Genomic DNA, 17,424 nt, shown 5'->3' on the forward strand with positions numbered 1-17,424 from the left:
TTGTAAAAAGCTGCAATTTATCAACTTGACAGCAAAAACAGCCTGTGTTATACGCTTACAACCTTGATATGACTGCATTTCCAAACGAAAATTACGTCAAAAACCTTGACCTAATATAAAAAGTTTTTATTTTCTGAATTTATAAGACTATTATTTCAATAAAATAATCTTTTTATCCTTAAGCTTACATATATATAAAGTGAAACTTTAATCCATGAGGATTCCCACATCCATACTGATTGTTAGCCCTCATCAAGCGGGTTTGTAAGGGATAAACAAGATAGGTGGTGAACATATGCCAAAAAAAGTTCTCATTTTTTGTGATCCTGGGATTGATGATACGATGGCTCTCCTCTTAGCTTTCTTTATTGATGAAATAGAAATTATCGGTATTGTTGCTGATTACGGCAATGTCCCGAAAAAAATGGCCGTACAAAATGCTCATTTTTTTAATAACGAAACAAAGAATAGAAATATCAAGATATTCGGTGGTTCAGAACGTCCTCTTACTGGTGCCCCACCTGCGTTTTTTACGGATGTACATGGGAAACAGGGGCTCGGGCCAATTATTCCAAAGGTAAATGTGACTAACGGAGACATGGAGAATTTTTTTGAAGTTATTCCTCTTATTGAGCAGTATAAAGATGAATTAATCATTGTAAGTTTAGGAAGACTTACCTCCCTAGCAATTTTATTCATCGTATGTCAACAGTTAATGAAGCAAGTTAAATCTTACTACGTAATGGGCGGTGCCTTTTTACACCCTGGTAATGTTACCCCTATTTCCGAAGCAAACTTTTATGGCGATCCTACTGCTGCTAATATAGTCCTCCAATCTACAGCTAACATGTACATATACCCATTAAACGTCACCCAATATTCCGTCATTACACCCGAGATGGCGGAGTATATTGAAACAAAAGGAAAAGCCCCACTTGTCAAACCTTTATTCGATCATTATTACTACGGATATTATAAAGACGCCCTACCACATTTAAAGGGTAGCCCCTTCCATGACACAATGCCAATACTCGCTTTACTTGATAACTCTATGTTTACCTATCACAAATCACCTATCGTTGTCATGACAGAATCTTATGCGCAGGGGGCAAGCATTGGAGAATTTCGCTCTTTAGGAGAATCTAAGCCATTTATTGATTGGCCGAGTCATCAAATCGCAATTGATTTTGATTATAACCGCTTCTTCAAACATTTCATGTCACTTATGACGGGCGAACAATTTTAGCATAAAAAAACAGACCGTGATTTCTCACGGTCTGTCGTTATTTTCTACAATTATCGTTTGATGTTATAGAAAGATTTGATACCATCGTAAACAGCGATTTCGCCTAGTTCGTCTTCGATGCGTAATAATTGGTTGTACTTAGCAATACGGTCAGTACGGCTCATAGAACCAGTTTTGATTTGGCCAGCGTTAGTTGCAACTGCGATGTCAGCAATTGTAGCATCTTCAGTTTCACCAGAACGGTGAGATACAACTGCTGTGTAACCAGCACGTTTAGCCATTTCGATAGCTTCGAAAGTCTCAGTTAAAGTACCGATTTGGTTAACTTTAATTAAGATTGAGTTAGAGATACCTTTTTCGATACCTTCAGCAAGTTTTTGAGTGTTAGTTACGAATAAATCGTCACCAACTAATTGTACTTTATCACCGATACGCTCAGTTAATAATTTGTGACCATCCCAGTCGTTTTCGTCTAAACCATCTTCGATAGAGATGATTGGGAAGTCTTTGCAAAGCTCTTCGTAGAAATCAACCATTTCTGCAGAAGTTAAGCCAGTACGGCCTTCGCCTGCAAGGTCATATTTACCAGTTTCTTTGTTGTAGAACTCAGAAGAAGCAACGTCCATTCCTAAGAATACGTTCTCGCCAGCTTTGTAACCAGCTTTTTCGATAGCTTCGATGATTACTTCTAAAGCTTCACGGTTAGAACCAAGGTTTGGAGCGAATCCACCTTCGTCACCTACTGCAGTGTTAAGACCTTTGTCATGTAATACAGCTTTAAGTGCATGGAATACTTCAGCACCCATACGGATTGATTCTTTGAATGTTGGAGCACCAACTGGTAAGATCATGAACTCTTGGAAGTCAACGTTGTTATCAGCGTGAGAACCACCGTTGATGATGTTCATCATTGGAGTTGGTAATTGTTTTGCATTGAATCCACCAAGGTAACGGTATAATGGAAGACCTACGAAGTCAGCTGCTGCGTGAGCTACTGCCATAGATACACCAAGGATAGCGTTAGCGCCTAGTTTACCTTTGTTTGGAGTGCCGTCTAATTCGATCATAGCACGGTCGATACCAGCTTGGTCAGTTACATCGAAACCAGCGATTTCTGGAGCGATAATTTCGTTAACGTTGTTTACTGCGTTAACAACACCTTTACCAAGGTAACGAGATTTGTCACCGTCACGTAATTCTACTGCTTCGTGCTCACCAGTAGATGCACCACTTGGTACGATAGCGCGTCCGAAAGCACCGCTTTCTGTGTAAACTTCTACTTCTACAGTTGGGTTACCACGAGAGTCAAGGACTTCGCGAGCATAAACATCAATAATTGTTGACATAATAAATTCTCTCCTTTTTATATAAGCAAATTATTTAATAATTGTTTTACCTGTCATTTCTTTCGGTTGTTCCACATTTAAAAGTGTAAGCATTGTTGGAGCGATATCTCCTAAAATACCACCTTCACGAAGCTCTACATCATTTTTTGTAACGATGAAAGGAACCGGGTTAGTTGTATGAGCTGTCATCGGCTCGCCATCAGCAGTTAACTCCTGATCGGCATTACCATGGTCAGCAGTAATAAGTGCTACACCATCTTTTGCAAGAATCGCTTCTACAACTTTTCCTAAACATTCGTCAGTTGCTTCTACTGCTTTAATTGTTGGTTCCATCATCCCAGAATGGCCAACCATATCACAGTTTGCAAAGTTAAGAATGATAACATCATGTTTATCATTTTCGATTTCATTTACTAAAGCGTCCGTTACTTCGTAAATGCTCATTTCAGGTTTCAAGTCATACGTTGCAACCTTCGGTGAGTTAATTAAGATACGCTCTTCTCCTGGGAATTCAGCCTCACGACCACCGCTAAAGAAGAATGTAACGTGCGGATACTTTTCGGTTTCCGCGATGCGAAGTTGCTTTAATCCCGCTTGCGCAACAACTTCACCTAAAGTGTTATCAAGGTTCATTGGCTTGAATGCCACGTAACCATTCACAGTTTCACTGAAGTGTGTCATACATACGAATTCTGGAATGTGAGGTACTTTTTCACCACGATCGAACTCACGGAAGTCTTCGTTTGTAAATACACGAGCAATTTGAATTGCACGGTCTGGACGGAAGTTATAGAAGATAACTGCATCATCATCATTGATTGTTGCAACTGGCGTGTTATCTTCGTTAACAATTACAGACGGCAATACGAATTCATCATAGATACCGTTCGCATAAGAGTCTTCTACACACTCTTCTGCTGATTTATAAGTAGGGCCTTCACCATTCACCATAGCACTGTAACATTTTTCTACGCGATCCCAACGCTTGTCACGGTCCATGGAGTAATAACGACCAGAGATAGTCGCGAATTGTCCTACTCCTGTTTCTTTAATTACTTCATTTGCTGCATCGATATAACCTTTTGCTGTTTGTGGTCCAACATCGCGGCCGTCTAAGAACGCATGGATGTAAACTTTCTCCACACCTTCTTTTGCTGCTAAGCGAAGAAGAGCAAACATATGGTTCATGTGACTGTGCACACCACCATCAGAAAGTAAACCGAATAAATGAAGAGCAGTACCTTTTTCTTTTACGCTTTTAATTGCATTTTGGAATGTTTCGTTCTGATCGAACTCACCTTCACGAATTGCAACGTTTACGCGTGTTAAGCTTTGATATACTATGCGGCCAGCACCAATATTTAAGTGACCAACCTCAGAGTTACCCATTTGACCTTCTGGAAGACCTACTTCCTCACCACAAGCTGTAAGCGTTGTATGAGGGAATTTGTTCCAGTAACCATCAAAATTAGGTTTCTTAGCTTGTGCTACAGCATTCCCGTGAGTTTCTTCACGAAGTCCGAAACCGTCAAGGATGATTAAAGCTGTTGGCTTTCTCATTTTACCGCCCCCAGAAGACCTAAGAACGAAGCCGGCTCTAAGCTAGCACCGCCAACTAAAGCGCCGTCGATGTCAGATTGTGCCATATACTCTTTAATGTTTTCTGGTTTTACGCTACCGCCGTATTGAATACGAACAGCTTCTGCAGCTTCTGGAGAAACAGCTTCTGCAACAACTTTACGGATGTGCGCACATACTTCATTTGCATCTGCAGAAGAAGAAGATTTACCTGTACCGATAGCCCAGATAGGCTCATAAGCGATAACAGTTGCTTTAACTTGCTCTTCTGTTAAACCTGCAAGTGCTTTTGTCACTTGACCTGCTACTAGATCAAATGTTTTTCCGCTTTCGCGCTCTTCTAAAGTCTCACCACAACATACGATTGGTGTTAAACCATGTTCAAATGCTGCTAGAGTCTTTTTGTTTACTGATTCGTCTGTTTCAGCAAACATTTCACGACGCTCAGAGTGGCCAAGTACTACGTAGCCTACTTTTAAGTCGCTAAGTGCTACTGGGCTAATTTCGCCAGTGAATGCACCATTTTTTTCGAAGTGCATGTTTTGTGCACCTACTTGTAAATCAGTTCCTTCAGTTGCTGCTACAAGGCGCTCTAAGAATAGAGCTGGAGAGCAAACTACTGCATCAACAGCTGAAGCTGCTGGGATTTGACCTTTAACTTCCTCTACGAAGCTAACTGCTTCAGATAGAGTTTTATTCATTTTCCAGTTACCTGCGATAATTGGTTTACGCATGCTTTGCACCGTCCTTTTTCTTTGGCTGCTACTTATTTGTCGTTAAGACAAACTACACCTGGAAGCTCTTTACCTTCCATGAATTCTAATGACGCACCGCCGCCAGTAGAAATGTGGCTCATTTTATCAGCCATACCGAATTTTTCAACAGCTGCTGCAGAGTCACCACCGCCGATAACAGAGTATGTATCTTCTGCATCTGCTAATGCTTGTCCTACTGCTTTTGTACCTTCTGCGAATGGAGTCATTTCGAATACACCCATTGGTCCATTCCATACAACAAGCTTAGAGTTTTTAATTACATCTGCATAAATTTCACGTGTTTTAGGACCGATGTCTACGCCTTCCCAGTTAGAAGGGATAGAGTCGATACCAACGATTTGAGTTGTTGCAGTTTCAGAGAATTCCTCAGTGATTACAACATCAACTGGCATGTAGAAGTTTACGCCTTTTTCTTTTGCAAGTTGCATAAATTCTTTAGCTAGTTCAATCTTGTCGTCTTCACATAGAGATAGACCAATTTCATGACCTAAAGCTTTAACGAACGTGTAAGCAAGTCCGCCACCGATGATTAAGTTATCTACTTTGTCTAATAGATGACGAATTACACCGATTTTATCTTTTACTTTCGCACCACCAATAATAGCTGTAAATGGACGTTCTGGGTTAGAAAGTGCTTTACCTAATACATCTAACTCTTTTTCCATTAATAGACCAGATACTGCTGGTAGGTAGTCTGCGACACCTGCTGTAGAAGCGTGAGCACGGTGAGCTGCACCGAATGCATCGTTTACGAAGATGTCAGCAAGTGCTGCAAATTCTTTCGCAAGTTCTGCATCGTTCTTTTCTTCGCCCGCATAGAAACGTACGTTTTCAAGAACTAATACGTCGCCTTCGTTCATTGCTGCAACCATTTCTTGTGCAACTGGTCCGAATGCTTCGTCTGCTTTTTTAACATCTTTACCAAGAAGCTCACCTAAACGTGCTGCTACTGGAGTAAGACGTAATTCTTCTACCGCTTGACCTTTTGGACGGCCTAAGTGGCTTGCTAAAATAACTTTCGCACCTTGCTCTACTAAATATTGAATTGTAGGAAGAGCTGCACGGATACGAGTTTCATCTGTAATTTTGCCTTCTTTCATAGGTACGTTGAAATCAACGCGGCAAAATACACGCTTACCTTTTAAATCTACGTCACGAATTGATTTTTTGTTCATTGGATTTCCCTCCGACTACTAGTTAGGATTGACAAAACCCATTCAAAAGCTTAACACATTTGCTTTTAAAACGAAAGAAGAGAGAGAGGGAACAAACCCTCTCCCTCGTTTTGTCATTGATTGCTTATATAATTAAGAATTAAAGACCTTTAGAAGTCATGTAAGCTGCTAAGTCTACTACGCGGTTAGAGTAACCAGTTTCGTTATCGTACCAAGAAAGTACTTTAACCATGTTACCTTCCATTACCATTGTAGATAATGCATCGATTGTAGAAGAAGCTGTACATCCGTTATAGTCGATAGATACTAATGGCTCTTCGCTGTATCCAAGGATACCTTTTAATTCGCCTTCAGCTGCTGCTTTGAATGCTGCGTTTACATCTTCAACTGTTACTTCTTTGTCAAGTTCAACAACTAAGTCAACAAGAGAAACGTTAGCAGTTGGAACACGTACAGCGCCACCGTTTAATTTACCTTTAAGTTCTGGTAATACTAATGCTACAGCTTTAGCTGCACCAGTAGATGTTGGGATCATGTTTTCAGCTGCTGCACGAGCACGACGTAAATCTTTGTGTGGTAAGTCTAAGATTTGTTGGTCGTTAGTGTAAGAGTGAATTGTTGTCATCATTCCGCGTTTTACGCCGAATTTTTCGTTTAATACTTTAGCGAATGGAGCTAGACAGTTTGTAGTACAAGAAGCGTTAGATACTACGTTGTGGTTAGCTGCATCGTATTGTTCGTGGTTAACACCCATAACTACAGTGATATCTTCGTCAGAAGCTGGAGCTGAGATGATAACTTTCTTAACTGATCCACCTAAGTGTTTTTCAGCGTCTGATTTTTTAGTGAAACGGCCAGTAGATTCTACTACTACTTCTACTCCGTAGTCGCTCCATGGTAATTGAGCTGGGTCACGCTCAGCGATAACTTTAATTTCTTTACCGTTAACAACGATGCTGTTTTCGTTAGCAGATACTTCTGCATTTAAAGTTCCGTGAACTGTGTCATATTTTAAAAGGTGAGCTAATGTTTTAGCATCTGTTAAGTCGTTGATTGCTACTACTTCTACCTCAGAGTTGTTAAGAGCTGCGCGGAATACGTTACGTCCGATACGTCCAAATCCATTAATACCAATTTTAGTCATTTGAATTTCCTCCTTGGGGGATTATATTAAAGGGTAAAACCCTTTGTTAACTGTTTTGCTGCACCTTCATCTGTAATTAGAATTGAAGTGTGCCCTTGTTTAATTACAGCCTGTATTGCTTTTGCCTTTGAAGAACCTCCAGCGACTGCAACAACGTGAGATACATTTTGTAAATCCTCTAATTGCATACCAACTGTTCTTACTTTATGAACAACATTTCCTTCTTCATTAAAGTAGTAACCGAAAGCTTCACCAACTGCTTCGCTTGCTTGAATCTTTAACCAATCTGCTTCCGAAGTACTTCTGCGACGTGCCATTGTTAACGCATCACCTATTCCATGAATGACGATATTGGAAGATCGAATCAACTCAAGAACTTCTTTCACGGAAGGCTCTGTCACAATAGACGCATATGCTTCGCTACTAACATGGTCTGGAACATACAATAAGCGATAATTACTCATCGTATTTTGCGCCATCTTGGCACAAATGGTATTGGCTTCTAATTCAACACCTTCTCCGATTCCACCACGTGCTGGGACAAATAGCATATGTAAATCTTTACAATCAAGTTGCATCATGTCCGCAGCAGCAGCTAGCGTAGTTCCTCCAGCCACAGCAACGATATTATTCGCTGTCAGACGGTCTTTTATACAAGTCACACAAGCACGGCCCATCTCCAGTTTGACCCAAGGTGATTCATCACTATCACCAGGGACAACGAAAACTTCATCCAAGTCTAATGTTTCCTTAAGTTGCTTTTCTAAAACCTTTAACCCGGAAATTTCTTTCATAAAGTCTTCCAAAGCAAGAACTAAAGCTGTTCCTTCTTCTGTCAAAGTCATTCCAGAAGAAGCGACGTGAACTAAGTTTTGTTCTTTCAAAACTTGAACTTCACTTCGCAATACTCGTTCTGTCATACCGAGGCTTGCTGATAAGTTTCTTCTTCCAATCGGCTGCATGAGCCTAATGTATTGAAGAATTTGCATTCTCGTTTGCATAACAGGTAGCAGATCAGGTAATAATTTTTTTGTGTTCTGAATCCATGAGCGCATATCTTTTCTCCTCACTACATTGGTTCATTTTTCCTTGGTGGTCACTTTACGTCCCGTAGTGACATTTTGTGTCCCACATAGGTTAAAAAAATAATCCCTGCTACGTGTATTATTGTAACAGGAGATAGAAACTTATTCAACTCTTAACTGCATTCTTTATATAGTTTATTATGACACCTTTGTGAATGTTACCATATTCTACTTGTTTTCCGTCTATTTCTACAACCGGAATCATTAAATGATATTTTTCTAAAAGGTCATTATCTTCATATATATCTATTTCCTCGATTTGAAAAGAATATTCACATTGTACTTCCTGCAAAACTTGTTTCGCCTGCACGCAAAGACCACAATTCTTTTTTGTATACAGCACAACTTTCATCTTCTTCACCTATCCGATTGTTTTTCGCAATGACGAAGCTGGGATATGCATTTGTTCTCTATACTTCGCCACCGTTCTTCGAGAAATAACAATTTCATGCTCTTCTTCTAATAATTTTGAAATCTTTTGATCTGAGAGTGGCTTTTTCTTATTCTCTGCTTCCACAAGCGTTTGAATAAACTGTTTCACTCGCTTCGTTGAAACTGCCTCATCCTCTGTCGTCGAAACTGCATTACTAAAGAACGATTTCATCTCAAATAAACCGTGTGGCGTTTGCACATACTTATTTCTTGTTGCACGACTAATCGTAGACTCATGCACACTTAGCTCTTCCGCCACCTCTTTTAAAGCGAGCGGCTTCAAATACGCTGGACCTTCCCAAAAGAAATCACGTTGTTTTTCCATAATAATCGTCATCACTTGCAGAAGTGTTTGTTTTCTCTGTTTCAAACTGCGCATAATCCATTGCACATGCTGATACTTTTCTGAAACGTAAGATGCTACTTCACTTTCACTATTATTAAGAAGCGCACTGTACTCAGAGTGAATTTCAATTCTCGGCATATTTCTCTCATTCATCTGTAAAACGAGGCGATCGCCTTCTTTTTTCACTGCCATGTCAGGCACAATATACAGTGGTTTATCCGAAGAATACGCAAGGCCCGGTTTCGGCTGCAATGATGTAATACAGTTCACCGCCGATTGTAATTCTTCATTACTACACTTCAGCACATGAACGAGCTTTCGCCAATCCTTCTTCACGAAATAAGCAAAGTGCTCCTCTACAATATCTTCCGCTAATCCATCCCTTCTTTGTAAGCGCTTCAATTGTAAGGTTAAACATTCCTGAATATTACGCGCCCCTACCCCTGCTGGCTCCAGTGATTGGACAAGCTCTACAGAGCGGTCAACTACATGAATATGCGCAGAAAGGAGCTCTGCTAACTCTTCATTCGTTTCTTGTAAATACCCGTTTCCATCCATGTTCATAATAATGAAAGAAGCCACTTTCCGCTCTTCTTCATCTATTTTATAATACTGTATTTGATTTAATAAATGTTGCTGAATCGTTGTAGAATCCACACTGTAGATTTCCATCTGATTCTCGACTTGTTTGCTGGTACTTTTACTGTTGTTAGAGCTCTTTTTCTTCTCCCTCTCAAAACCACCTAACTCAATAAGGGGATTCTCTAACGATTGCTCATACAAAAACTCCGATAATTCTTGTACATTATACTGAAGCATTGTAATCGCTTGCCTTAACTCTTGTGTCATTGCCAAACGTAAGCTTTGTTCTTGTAAAAGACTTGCCTTCAAACTAATCTCCCCCTTGTTTCTATTGTACAATAAGTTTGGTAAAAGGAGAATCCTCACGCAGACGCCCATTCCAAAATATTATTAATTTATATGTATTAATGATATTTACAACTTACAACCGAAATTTGAATAATATTGAAAGAAAATAATAAACTCAATTATTTGTTACCACATACTAATAGTAACCCTTAATTTTATATATAACAACATTAAATTTATCTCTGTTCAATTCCAAAATAAAAAGAGCAGTTTAGGTATAGTGACACTTCACTATGCCTAACTACTCTTTTACGATTCTTAATTAAGAAAGAAACCTCTTATTTAAAGCTAAGGAACTTTGATTCCTAATTACATAGGAGTCATAGAGATAATCGTTCGATTCACTAGACGCTCCTTGAATTCCTCTCATCTCTTCCACAGACAACTCAACTATTTTTTTCACGCTTCTCTCGTTATTACTATCCATCATTTTTTGTTTTCTTTTCGAAAAAAATCCCATAATTTATTCCCCCCTGCAATTAATTATTTTTTAACAATTGAATGAATTTAAGGCTCTTACCACTTCTTAATACACCTTTCGGATAGACCTTCGCTGCAAACATAGCAATTAAGCTAATGCTAGCTAGTAATACAACCATAGATGTAATAATTTCTAAACTCCCAACGGATCCATTAATAATCCTAACTACCATACTAATTGGAGCTGTAAACGGAACATATGATGTCACCCTTGATACTAGCCCTTCAGGGTTATCAAGTACTACTAATAACTCCACCACTAAGCTTCCCATCAATATAAGAGTAATCGGCATCGTTGTTCCGGATAATTCTTCTGGCCTGCTTACCATAGAACCAAACACTGCGAAAAGTGCCGCATAAACGAAGTAACCGAGAACAAAATATAACAAGAAATATGCAGCATGCTCACCTGTAATCATATTTACATCAATATTCACTCCAAAAAACGAATCCGATACCTTAAAAATTCCAGATTTAATATATAGCGCCATACTAAGGAAGAAAATAAATAACTGTGTCAAACTAGCAAGACCGACTCCTAATATCTTCCCAAAGACCATGTGAACAGGCGACACCTTCGTTACCATCACTTCCATAACACGCGACGCCTTCTCTGACGCTACCGCTGTAGCAATCGCATTTCCATACGAAGTAATTGCTAAGTACATAATCGCTACTAATAAATACACCAGTAAGAATGAGCTTGTTTCTTCGTTATTTAAGTTTTGCTTTTTCGCTTGCACGTTCATCGTCAGTGATTTCACAGCCTCTTCTGATAACTGTTGTTTAACTACCGCACTTTGAAAATACTGATTTTGTACAAATACCTGCGCACTTTGAATCAACTTAGGATTATCCACCTTCATAAAGTAATCTAATACTGGTTCAGCACCCGCACCCTCTTTTAATATAAAGAGCGCTTCGACTTTCTTATCTAACAAATCTTGCTTATATTGATTTAATTTTGTTTTATCACCTAAAGACCAATCCCATTCTGGAAGAGCTTTACTAAGATTAGATTGATCCAAAGTAACATTAGGTGCTTCGGAAATAAATACAACTTTTGCTTTTTCTTTCTCTCCAGAAAACTTTTGTACTAAAGTTGGAAAGGAGAATAAGAATATCCCTCCCCCTATTAATAACAATGTCATCCCAATAAATATTTTCGTCCTCACACGATCCCAATACGTTTGCCCTAAAACAATCCAGAAATTCCTCATTACTTATGCACCCGCCTTTTCAACAAAGATTTGATGTAAAGAAGGTTCTTTAATAGAAACATCTCGGATATATTGTTTAGTTTTAATGTCTTCAAGCAGCGAAAATGCATCCTCTCCATCATTAACTTTAATCATGAACGTACGATTAACTTTTTCAAAATTGAAATTTTTATTCTTAAGAATAGGTTCAATATCCCCTTCCGTTTGCAACGTCATATATTTGTATTGATAACTTTTCTTAATATCTGACAAGGCACCCGATAATACAAGTTGACCATTTTTCATAATACAAATTTCCTCACAGAACGTTTCTACACTGTCCATTTGATGACTACAGAAGATAATCGTTTTTCTTTGCGCGATTAACTCGAGCACAACATTTTTTAACATCTCTGCATTTACAGGATCCAATCCACTAAATGGCTCATCTAGTATGATGAATTCCGGATTATGCAATATCGCTGAAATCAATTGGATTTTTTGTTGATTTCCCTTTGACAATTCCTCTGTTTTCTTCTTTAAATGTGGTGTCATTTCTAATTTTTCTAGCCATTGTAACGCATGCCTTTTTGCAAGATTAGCTGGCATTCCTTCTAACTTGCCGAAATACACCAATTGCTCCACTACATTCATTTTCGGGTATAATCCACGCTCTTCTGGTAAATAGCCAATAGATAGGTCTTTCTTTGAAAAAGGGCGATTATTCCATAGAATTTGGCCGCTATCCGGTTTGATTAAATCTAAGATCATACGAATCGTTGTCGTCTTACCAGCACCATTTCGGCCCAGCATCCCTAAAATCCCACCTTCTTCTACACGTATATTTAAATCATTAACGGCTTTATATTCACCAAATGTTTTATTTAATCCTTGAATTTCAAACGCCATCCATAACAGCTCCTTTTAGCTTTTTACGAAATAAATAACCGCCATTCCTAATACAATCCCGCCTACCATCAACAAAAACTTTTTCATAACTATTTCCCCTTTCATTTACTTGTTAAGTCGTATCTTTATCATAGACTTCTTTCTGATGCTATTGTCCGCAATCCGTACTGTATTTACCGTAAAAAAGCGAACCACTCTTATGTGGTTCACCGCAATTTCAACAGATGCAGTTGATTGTATGAAAACTTCTTAAATGTTATTATAAAAATATTCAGAAATTAAATGATGTACCTACAAAGAGAGGTGTCCAAACCGTTGCAGATACAACGTAACTTCGTTTTCATTTCATGTGTAACTATCCTGTATTTTTGTTTACAAGGCTATATCTTATATAAAATAAACCAACCATATAGTGGAGTTCTTATTTCTAAAACAGACTCAGCTACATACACAATAGCAAAAATTAAATCCTCCGGTTGGGCTTTTCATACGGACTTAAAAGAAGGAGATATAATCTATTCGATCAATAAAGAAGAGCCTCATTTAGGAATACTTCCTGGATATCAAAACCAATCACTAAATGCATCAGAAATACAAGTTAAAAAAGACGATATCACCCAAACTTATAAAGGAACACAACATTTCATTGATTATCGTGACAAAATCATTTCTGTATACTTCCCCTTCCTACTCGCTTTTATTTGTTTAGGGTTATCTATTTTTCTTTATACAAAGAAGCCTTTGAACCGGGAAACATTCTTTTTGATCACGTTTCTATTCATGACTTCCTCAAGTCTTCTAATTGCAGTTGAATCTGGTAAAGGTGATTTTATCGCCCTCATTATTTTAAGTATTGTATTTCAAGGTACACCTATGTCTCTCATTTTATTGTTGAATGAATTATTCAAGAAAAAGCAACTATACGTCATTTCTATGAGATTTCTAAAAATCGACATTGCAATTGGCATTATTTTATTATCACTCTCTATTTTAATGATGTTCATTCCATTTCCCGTAGTTAATACCGATGGATTAGAACTAATTTACCTTTCAATAAATATTATCTTTTGCATATACTTTTTAATCAGTGCCTATATCAAATATCACAATACAGTACATAAACCATTTTTAAAATTAATGCTCACGATTCATTCCATTGCCTTCTTTCCGTTCGTTACACTCTATGCCCTTCCAGATGCAATATTCAGTACACCGATTCTCTCAGCAGATATTGGAGCTATGTTCCTAATCGCTCTTCCAATCGGTTATTTTTATTTAGTAGCGACGAAGCAGATTTTTGATATAGATTTTGTATTTGATCGTTTACGATATTACGCATTTCTGTCATTAATTCCAACTCTATTAATTGCAATCATTACGAGCTGGAGCATTTATTACAAAGGCAATTTTCTCTCTCGACTGCTGCAAAGTTTTATTATTATTTTTCCGTTAAACATTCTATTTCTCATATTAAAAGAAAGATTAGATTTTACATTCCGTAATCACCTCTTTCGGACTAAAACAAACTTGTACGTAAACATTGAACAGTTTACCGCACAGCTATCATCTATTATGAAAACAGAAGAGTTAGAGAAAAAATTCACTAATGAAATCGTTTCGATGTTGAAATCTTCTTTTATTCAATTTGTTCAATATGATATGAAAGACAACACATATACACAATGCAACGGATATGGACAAACGAAAGATTTCACACTTTCTAAAAAGAAAAAATGGAGTATGGCAGCATTACTAATTAATGATTTATTAGAGGATGATGGATGCATCGGCACTTACTTATACTCTACTAAACATATAAAACACTATATCTGGATTGGAACAAAAGTGAATAATATTAAATATAATACGCATGAAAAATCATGGTTCATCACTGTCACGACATACGTCCGTCTTATTTACGAAAACTTGTATACCATTAATGAAATTATTCATTCTCTAGAGCAGGAGAGTTTAGAATCCAAAACAAATTCTGCAAGCTTATCGCGCCTCCTCTTTCAAATTTCTGAACAAGAAAGGCGCCGACTCGCTTCAGATTTACACGACTCTGCATTACAAGATCAAATCGTATGGTACCGCAAACTAGACTCTTTACTAAAAAACAAATCCGTTCCACTAGAATTAAAAAATGAACTAAAAAAAATCCACTTCGGTATGCATGATGTAATACAACAAATTCGCGACACATGTAATGAATTGCGTCCATCACTTTTATCAGATGCTGGTTTAATTGGTGCATTAAGAGAATTGCTAGCCCAAACACAATTACGTGTGCAGTTTCAAATTCAATTTGATCATGAATCAATTCAAGAACATCATTACGATTTTGACAAAATTTTATCTTTATATCGTATCATTCAAGAACTACTAACAAACGCAGATAAACATTCCGAGGCAACCATCGTATCGATTTTTTTATGGGAAGAGAATAACTGTATTTTCCTAGACTACCGAGACAACGGCAAAGGTTTTAATATAGACACTCCCTACTCTCCTAAGCAGCATATGGGGCTTTCCGGTATAAAAGGAAGGCTTCAATCAATTGGTGGAGAAATACATATAGTATCCGAAGCTAAAAAAGGACTTCAAATAAACATTACAGTTCCGAGGTGGTAAATAATGATTCGAGTATTAATCGTAGATGATCATCAAATTGTAGGCGAAGGAACAAAGAGCATGATTGAATTAGAAGAAGATATGCAAGCAGAATATATTTTAAATGAACAGGAAGCACTTATAAAAAGTGAAGCTACACCTTTTGACGTTTACCTCTTGGATATGAATATGCCCAATTGTAGTGGTATTGAACTCGCCAAGAAAATATTACATATTCAAACAGATGCCAAAATCATTTTATATACAGGTTTTGAATACGTATCCCAATTTAATTTATTAATAAACTCTGGTATCAGCGGAATTATTAGTAAATCAGCTTCTCAGCAAGAGCTATTAATGGCAATTCGTGCAGCTGTAAACGGATATACTTTACTTCCTATTTCGTTATTACGTCAACTACGTACAGACGATATAACAACTCAACAACTTGAAAATAAAACCGCTCTTCTTACACAAAAAGAATTAGAAATCTTAGAATCCGTCTCTAAAGGAAGTAGCAATAAACAAATTGCTGATGAGCTGTACATGAGTTCAAGAGCTGTAGAATACAACCTAACAAAAATCTTCAAAAAATTAAAAGTAGGATCACGCTCCGAAGCTTTAACAGAAGCAATGAGACACGGCATTTTGAAAGTACACATATAAAATGAAACTTCCATCAGTTTGTTTTGTTTAACCCTCAAATAATGGAATACATAAAAAGTCCTAACCTACAAAACGTAAGTTAGGACTTTTTGACGCGCCCAGAGGGATTCGAACCCCCGGCAGACGTGGTACCGGAAACCACACGGTAACGGTTATGTAAAATTATCAGTAAAATCAAGGTTTTACCTTGCATGTAATTTAGAAATGAATTTTTTTGACATGAACATACAACGTTATGTATGCTAAACTATTTCGATTATAAATCGCTTACGTACTTTTTTCAATATTAATTTCATTTCTTCTATTGTTTCACCTTTATTTTAAAATATAAATTAATGCGTAGACGATTGATGTTTCTCAATCATTGCTAATGGAATTTGAACAGTTCCATAAGACACCCCACAAGTGAAGATATGCCCTATCATATTCATTATAGCTTCATGTTTTTCTGTTTCAGTTCTAGACTTATTATTAAGTATCGTATCTACCATTTCTTCGCATTGCTTATATTTCACCATTGCTTCAGCCTGAATCTGTTCAAAAATTTCTTCTTCATTTCCCTCATAATTGTTTAACATTCTTAGAATTTCTGAAACTTTTTCGTCCATGTGGTTAACCCCAATCAGTTGTTTTAGGACTTTCTTTTACATGTTTGCTTCTGAATCCCATACCTCTACAAATTCAAAGCTTTTTAAATCACTCTCTAAAACTGCATTTCTAAATTCATCTGATACCAACAGATAGTTCGGATGAATTTTTTCATTTATATACAATTTAAAAATCGTTTCATTTTGAACAACACTAGGAATAAATACAAATTTTTCACAGCCTATTATTAAACCTGAACTTAACTTTTCAAATATTGTATTATTAATATCAAGTGCATTTAATACACGTAAAACATGAATAGCATAGTACTTTTCGTTTGTTGTTTTATGAATTAATGGTAAAAATTCAACATTATTGCCTACTAAAGGTTCTAATACTCCTTTAGCTTTCTCACTAATTATTTGTACACCAGATTTCCCCCAAAAAATAGGACAATCACTTTGATACCCTTCATCTATAATCTCAATAAATTTAACTGTCCATGAATCTGACAAACTTACTTTGGAATTAAAATCATTTTTAAAATATTTCTTGTCCTCTTCATAATTTAATAATTGAAAAGTTTGATAATCATCAGTTGAACTTTTTAATCGCCAAATTTTCATATGTATATTCTCCTATACAATTTGTTAACTGATATATAATTATTTCTTTGGTTCATTTAATCTTATCTTACCTTCTAATAAATCTTGTCTTATTTTGTGTAAAACTTCAGCTACATCAGCTTGAGTACCACCCATTTCTATAACACTATTTAGTCGTTCTGTTACTTCTCTTATATACTCTTTAGAATGACTACCTATATGCAATACTTCAGTGGTCACATAATCATTCACTTTATACAGTATTTTATAAGAAAATTATACCATGTTAAATTCCCCACTTTGCCA

Annotated in this window: 16 protein-coding genes and 1 pseudogene; 3 read left to right on the plus strand and 14 right to left on the minus strand. The window is 37.0% G+C overall.

Annotation, left to right across the window (positions count from 1 at the left end; all coding sequences use genetic code 11):
* Positions 1 to 295 precede the first annotated feature (295 nt).
* Positions 296 to 1,246, plus strand: coding sequence for a nucleoside hydrolase (locus tag DOS87_RS27790; protein WP_208730158.1), 951 nt, complete (start codon positions 296 to 298; stop codon positions 1,244 to 1,246).
* Between the two features lie 50 nt (positions 1,247 to 1,296).
* On the opposite strand, the gene eno is transcribed toward DOS87_RS27790, so the two are convergent.
* The 11 genes from eno to DOS87_RS27845 all read right to left on the minus strand — a co-directional run bounded on the left by eno (position 1,297) and on the right by DOS87_RS27845 (position 12,646).
* On the minus strand, positions 1,297 to 2,592 hold the full coding sequence (eno, locus tag DOS87_RS27795) for a phosphopyruvate hydratase (protein ID WP_000103951.1): 1,296 nt from the start codon (positions 2,590 to 2,592) through the stop codon (positions 1,297 to 1,299).
* Between the two features lie 30 nt (positions 2,593 to 2,622).
* Positions 2,623 to 4,152, minus strand: a complete 1,530-nt coding sequence (gene gpmI / locus DOS87_RS27800; protein ID WP_001231141.1) for a 2,3-bisphosphoglycerate-independent phosphoglycerate mutase — start codon at positions 4,150 to 4,152, stop codon at positions 2,623 to 2,625.
* The gene (tpiA, locus tag DOS87_RS27805; protein WP_001231042.1) at positions 4,149 to 4,904 is read right to left on the minus strand and encodes a triose-phosphate isomerase; all 756 of its coding nucleotides are present in this window, start codon (positions 4,902 to 4,904) and stop codon (positions 4,149 to 4,151) included. The genes gpmI and tpiA overlap by 4 nt, the downstream gene beginning before the upstream one ends.
* A gap of 32 nt (positions 4,905 to 4,936) precedes the next feature.
* A complete protein-coding gene (locus DOS87_RS27810; protein ID WP_208730159.1) occupies positions 4,937 to 6,121 on the minus strand; it encodes a phosphoglycerate kinase in 1,185 nt (394 codons plus the stop codon).
* Positions 6,122 to 6,260: 139 nt separating this feature from the next.
* Positions 6,261 to 7,265 carry a type I glyceraldehyde-3-phosphate dehydrogenase gene (gap, locus tag DOS87_RS27815; RefSeq protein ID WP_000161234.1) on the minus strand — a complete coding sequence of 335 codons (1,005 nt, stop codon included), beginning with the start codon at positions 7,263 to 7,265 and terminating at the stop codon, positions 6,261 to 6,263.
* Positions 7,266 to 7,291: 26 nt separating this feature from the next.
* Positions 7,292 to 8,320 (minus strand): gapA transcriptional regulator CggR, encoded by a 1,029-nt coding sequence (gene cggR, locus DOS87_RS27820; protein ID WP_001258185.1) that lies wholly within the window; start codon positions 8,318 to 8,320, stop codon positions 7,292 to 7,294.
* Positions 8,321 to 8,456: 136 nt separating this feature from the next.
* Positions 8,457 to 8,702, minus strand: a complete 246-nt coding sequence (locus tag DOS87_RS27825) for a glutaredoxin family protein (RefSeq protein ID WP_000869737.1) — start codon at positions 8,700 to 8,702, stop codon at positions 8,457 to 8,459.
* A 9-nt stretch (positions 8,703 to 8,711) separates the two neighbouring features.
* The gene (rpoN, locus tag DOS87_RS27830; protein WP_000647951.1) at positions 8,712 to 10,019 is read right to left on the minus strand and encodes an RNA polymerase factor sigma-54; all 1,308 of its coding nucleotides are present in this window, start codon (positions 10,017 to 10,019) and stop codon (positions 8,712 to 8,714) included.
* Positions 10,020 to 10,320: 301 nt separating this feature from the next.
* Positions 10,321 to 10,518 (minus strand): hypothetical protein, encoded by a 198-nt coding sequence (locus tag DOS87_RS27835; RefSeq protein WP_000505575.1) that lies wholly within the window; start codon positions 10,516 to 10,518, stop codon positions 10,321 to 10,323.
* Positions 10,519 to 10,537: 19 nt separating this feature from the next.
* Entirely contained in the window at positions 10,538 to 11,758 is a 1,221-nt protein-coding gene (locus tag DOS87_RS27840) for an ABC transporter permease (protein ID WP_001243601.1), read from the minus strand.
* Positions 11,759 to 11,761: 3 nt separating this feature from the next.
* The gene (locus tag DOS87_RS27845; RefSeq protein ID WP_000863495.1) at positions 11,762 to 12,646 is read right to left on the minus strand and encodes an ABC transporter ATP-binding protein; all 885 of its coding nucleotides are present in this window, start codon (positions 12,644 to 12,646) and stop codon (positions 11,762 to 11,764) included.
* A 282-nt stretch (positions 12,647 to 12,928) separates the two neighbouring features.
* Here DOS87_RS27845 and DOS87_RS27850 point away from each other — a divergent pair, with 282 nt between their 5' ends.
* Both DOS87_RS27850 and DOS87_RS27855 read left to right on the plus strand, forming a co-directional pair.
* The gene (locus tag DOS87_RS27850) at positions 12,929 to 15,280 is read left to right on the plus strand and encodes a sensor histidine kinase (protein WP_003280732.1); all 2,352 of its coding nucleotides are present in this window, start codon (positions 12,929 to 12,931) and stop codon (positions 15,278 to 15,280) included.
* Positions 15,281 to 15,283: 3 nt separating this feature from the next.
* Entirely contained in the window at positions 15,284 to 15,925 is a 642-nt protein-coding gene (locus DOS87_RS27855; protein ID WP_000621767.1) for a response regulator, read from the plus strand.
* 332 nt (positions 15,926 to 16,257) lie between these two features.
* Here the strand turns inward: DOS87_RS27855 and DOS87_RS27860 are convergent, their stop codons facing one another.
* From DOS87_RS27860 to DOS87_RS27870, 3 genes and pseudogenes are all read right to left on the minus strand, one after another.
* On the minus strand, positions 16,258 to 16,533 hold the full coding sequence (locus tag DOS87_RS27860) for a hypothetical protein (RefSeq protein ID WP_074790270.1): 276 nt from the start codon (positions 16,531 to 16,533) through the stop codon (positions 16,258 to 16,260).
* Positions 16,534 to 16,569: 36 nt separating this feature from the next.
* On the minus strand, positions 16,570 to 17,139 hold the full coding sequence (locus tag DOS87_RS27865; protein ID WP_098577971.1) for an imm11 family protein: 570 nt from the start codon (positions 17,137 to 17,139) through the stop codon (positions 16,570 to 16,572).
* Positions 17,140 to 17,178: 39 nt separating this feature from the next.
* Positions 17,179 to 17,376 (minus strand): annotated as a pseudogene (locus DOS87_RS27870) (AHH domain-containing protein); the annotation flags it as partial.
* Positions 17,377 to 17,424: the final 48 nt, after the last annotated feature.

The sequence above is a fragment of the Bacillus sp. CR71 genome (assembly GCF_003429245.1).
Taxonomy (GTDB): domain Bacteria; phylum Bacillota; class Bacilli; order Bacillales; family Bacillaceae_G; genus Bacillus_A; species Bacillus_A thuringiensis_S.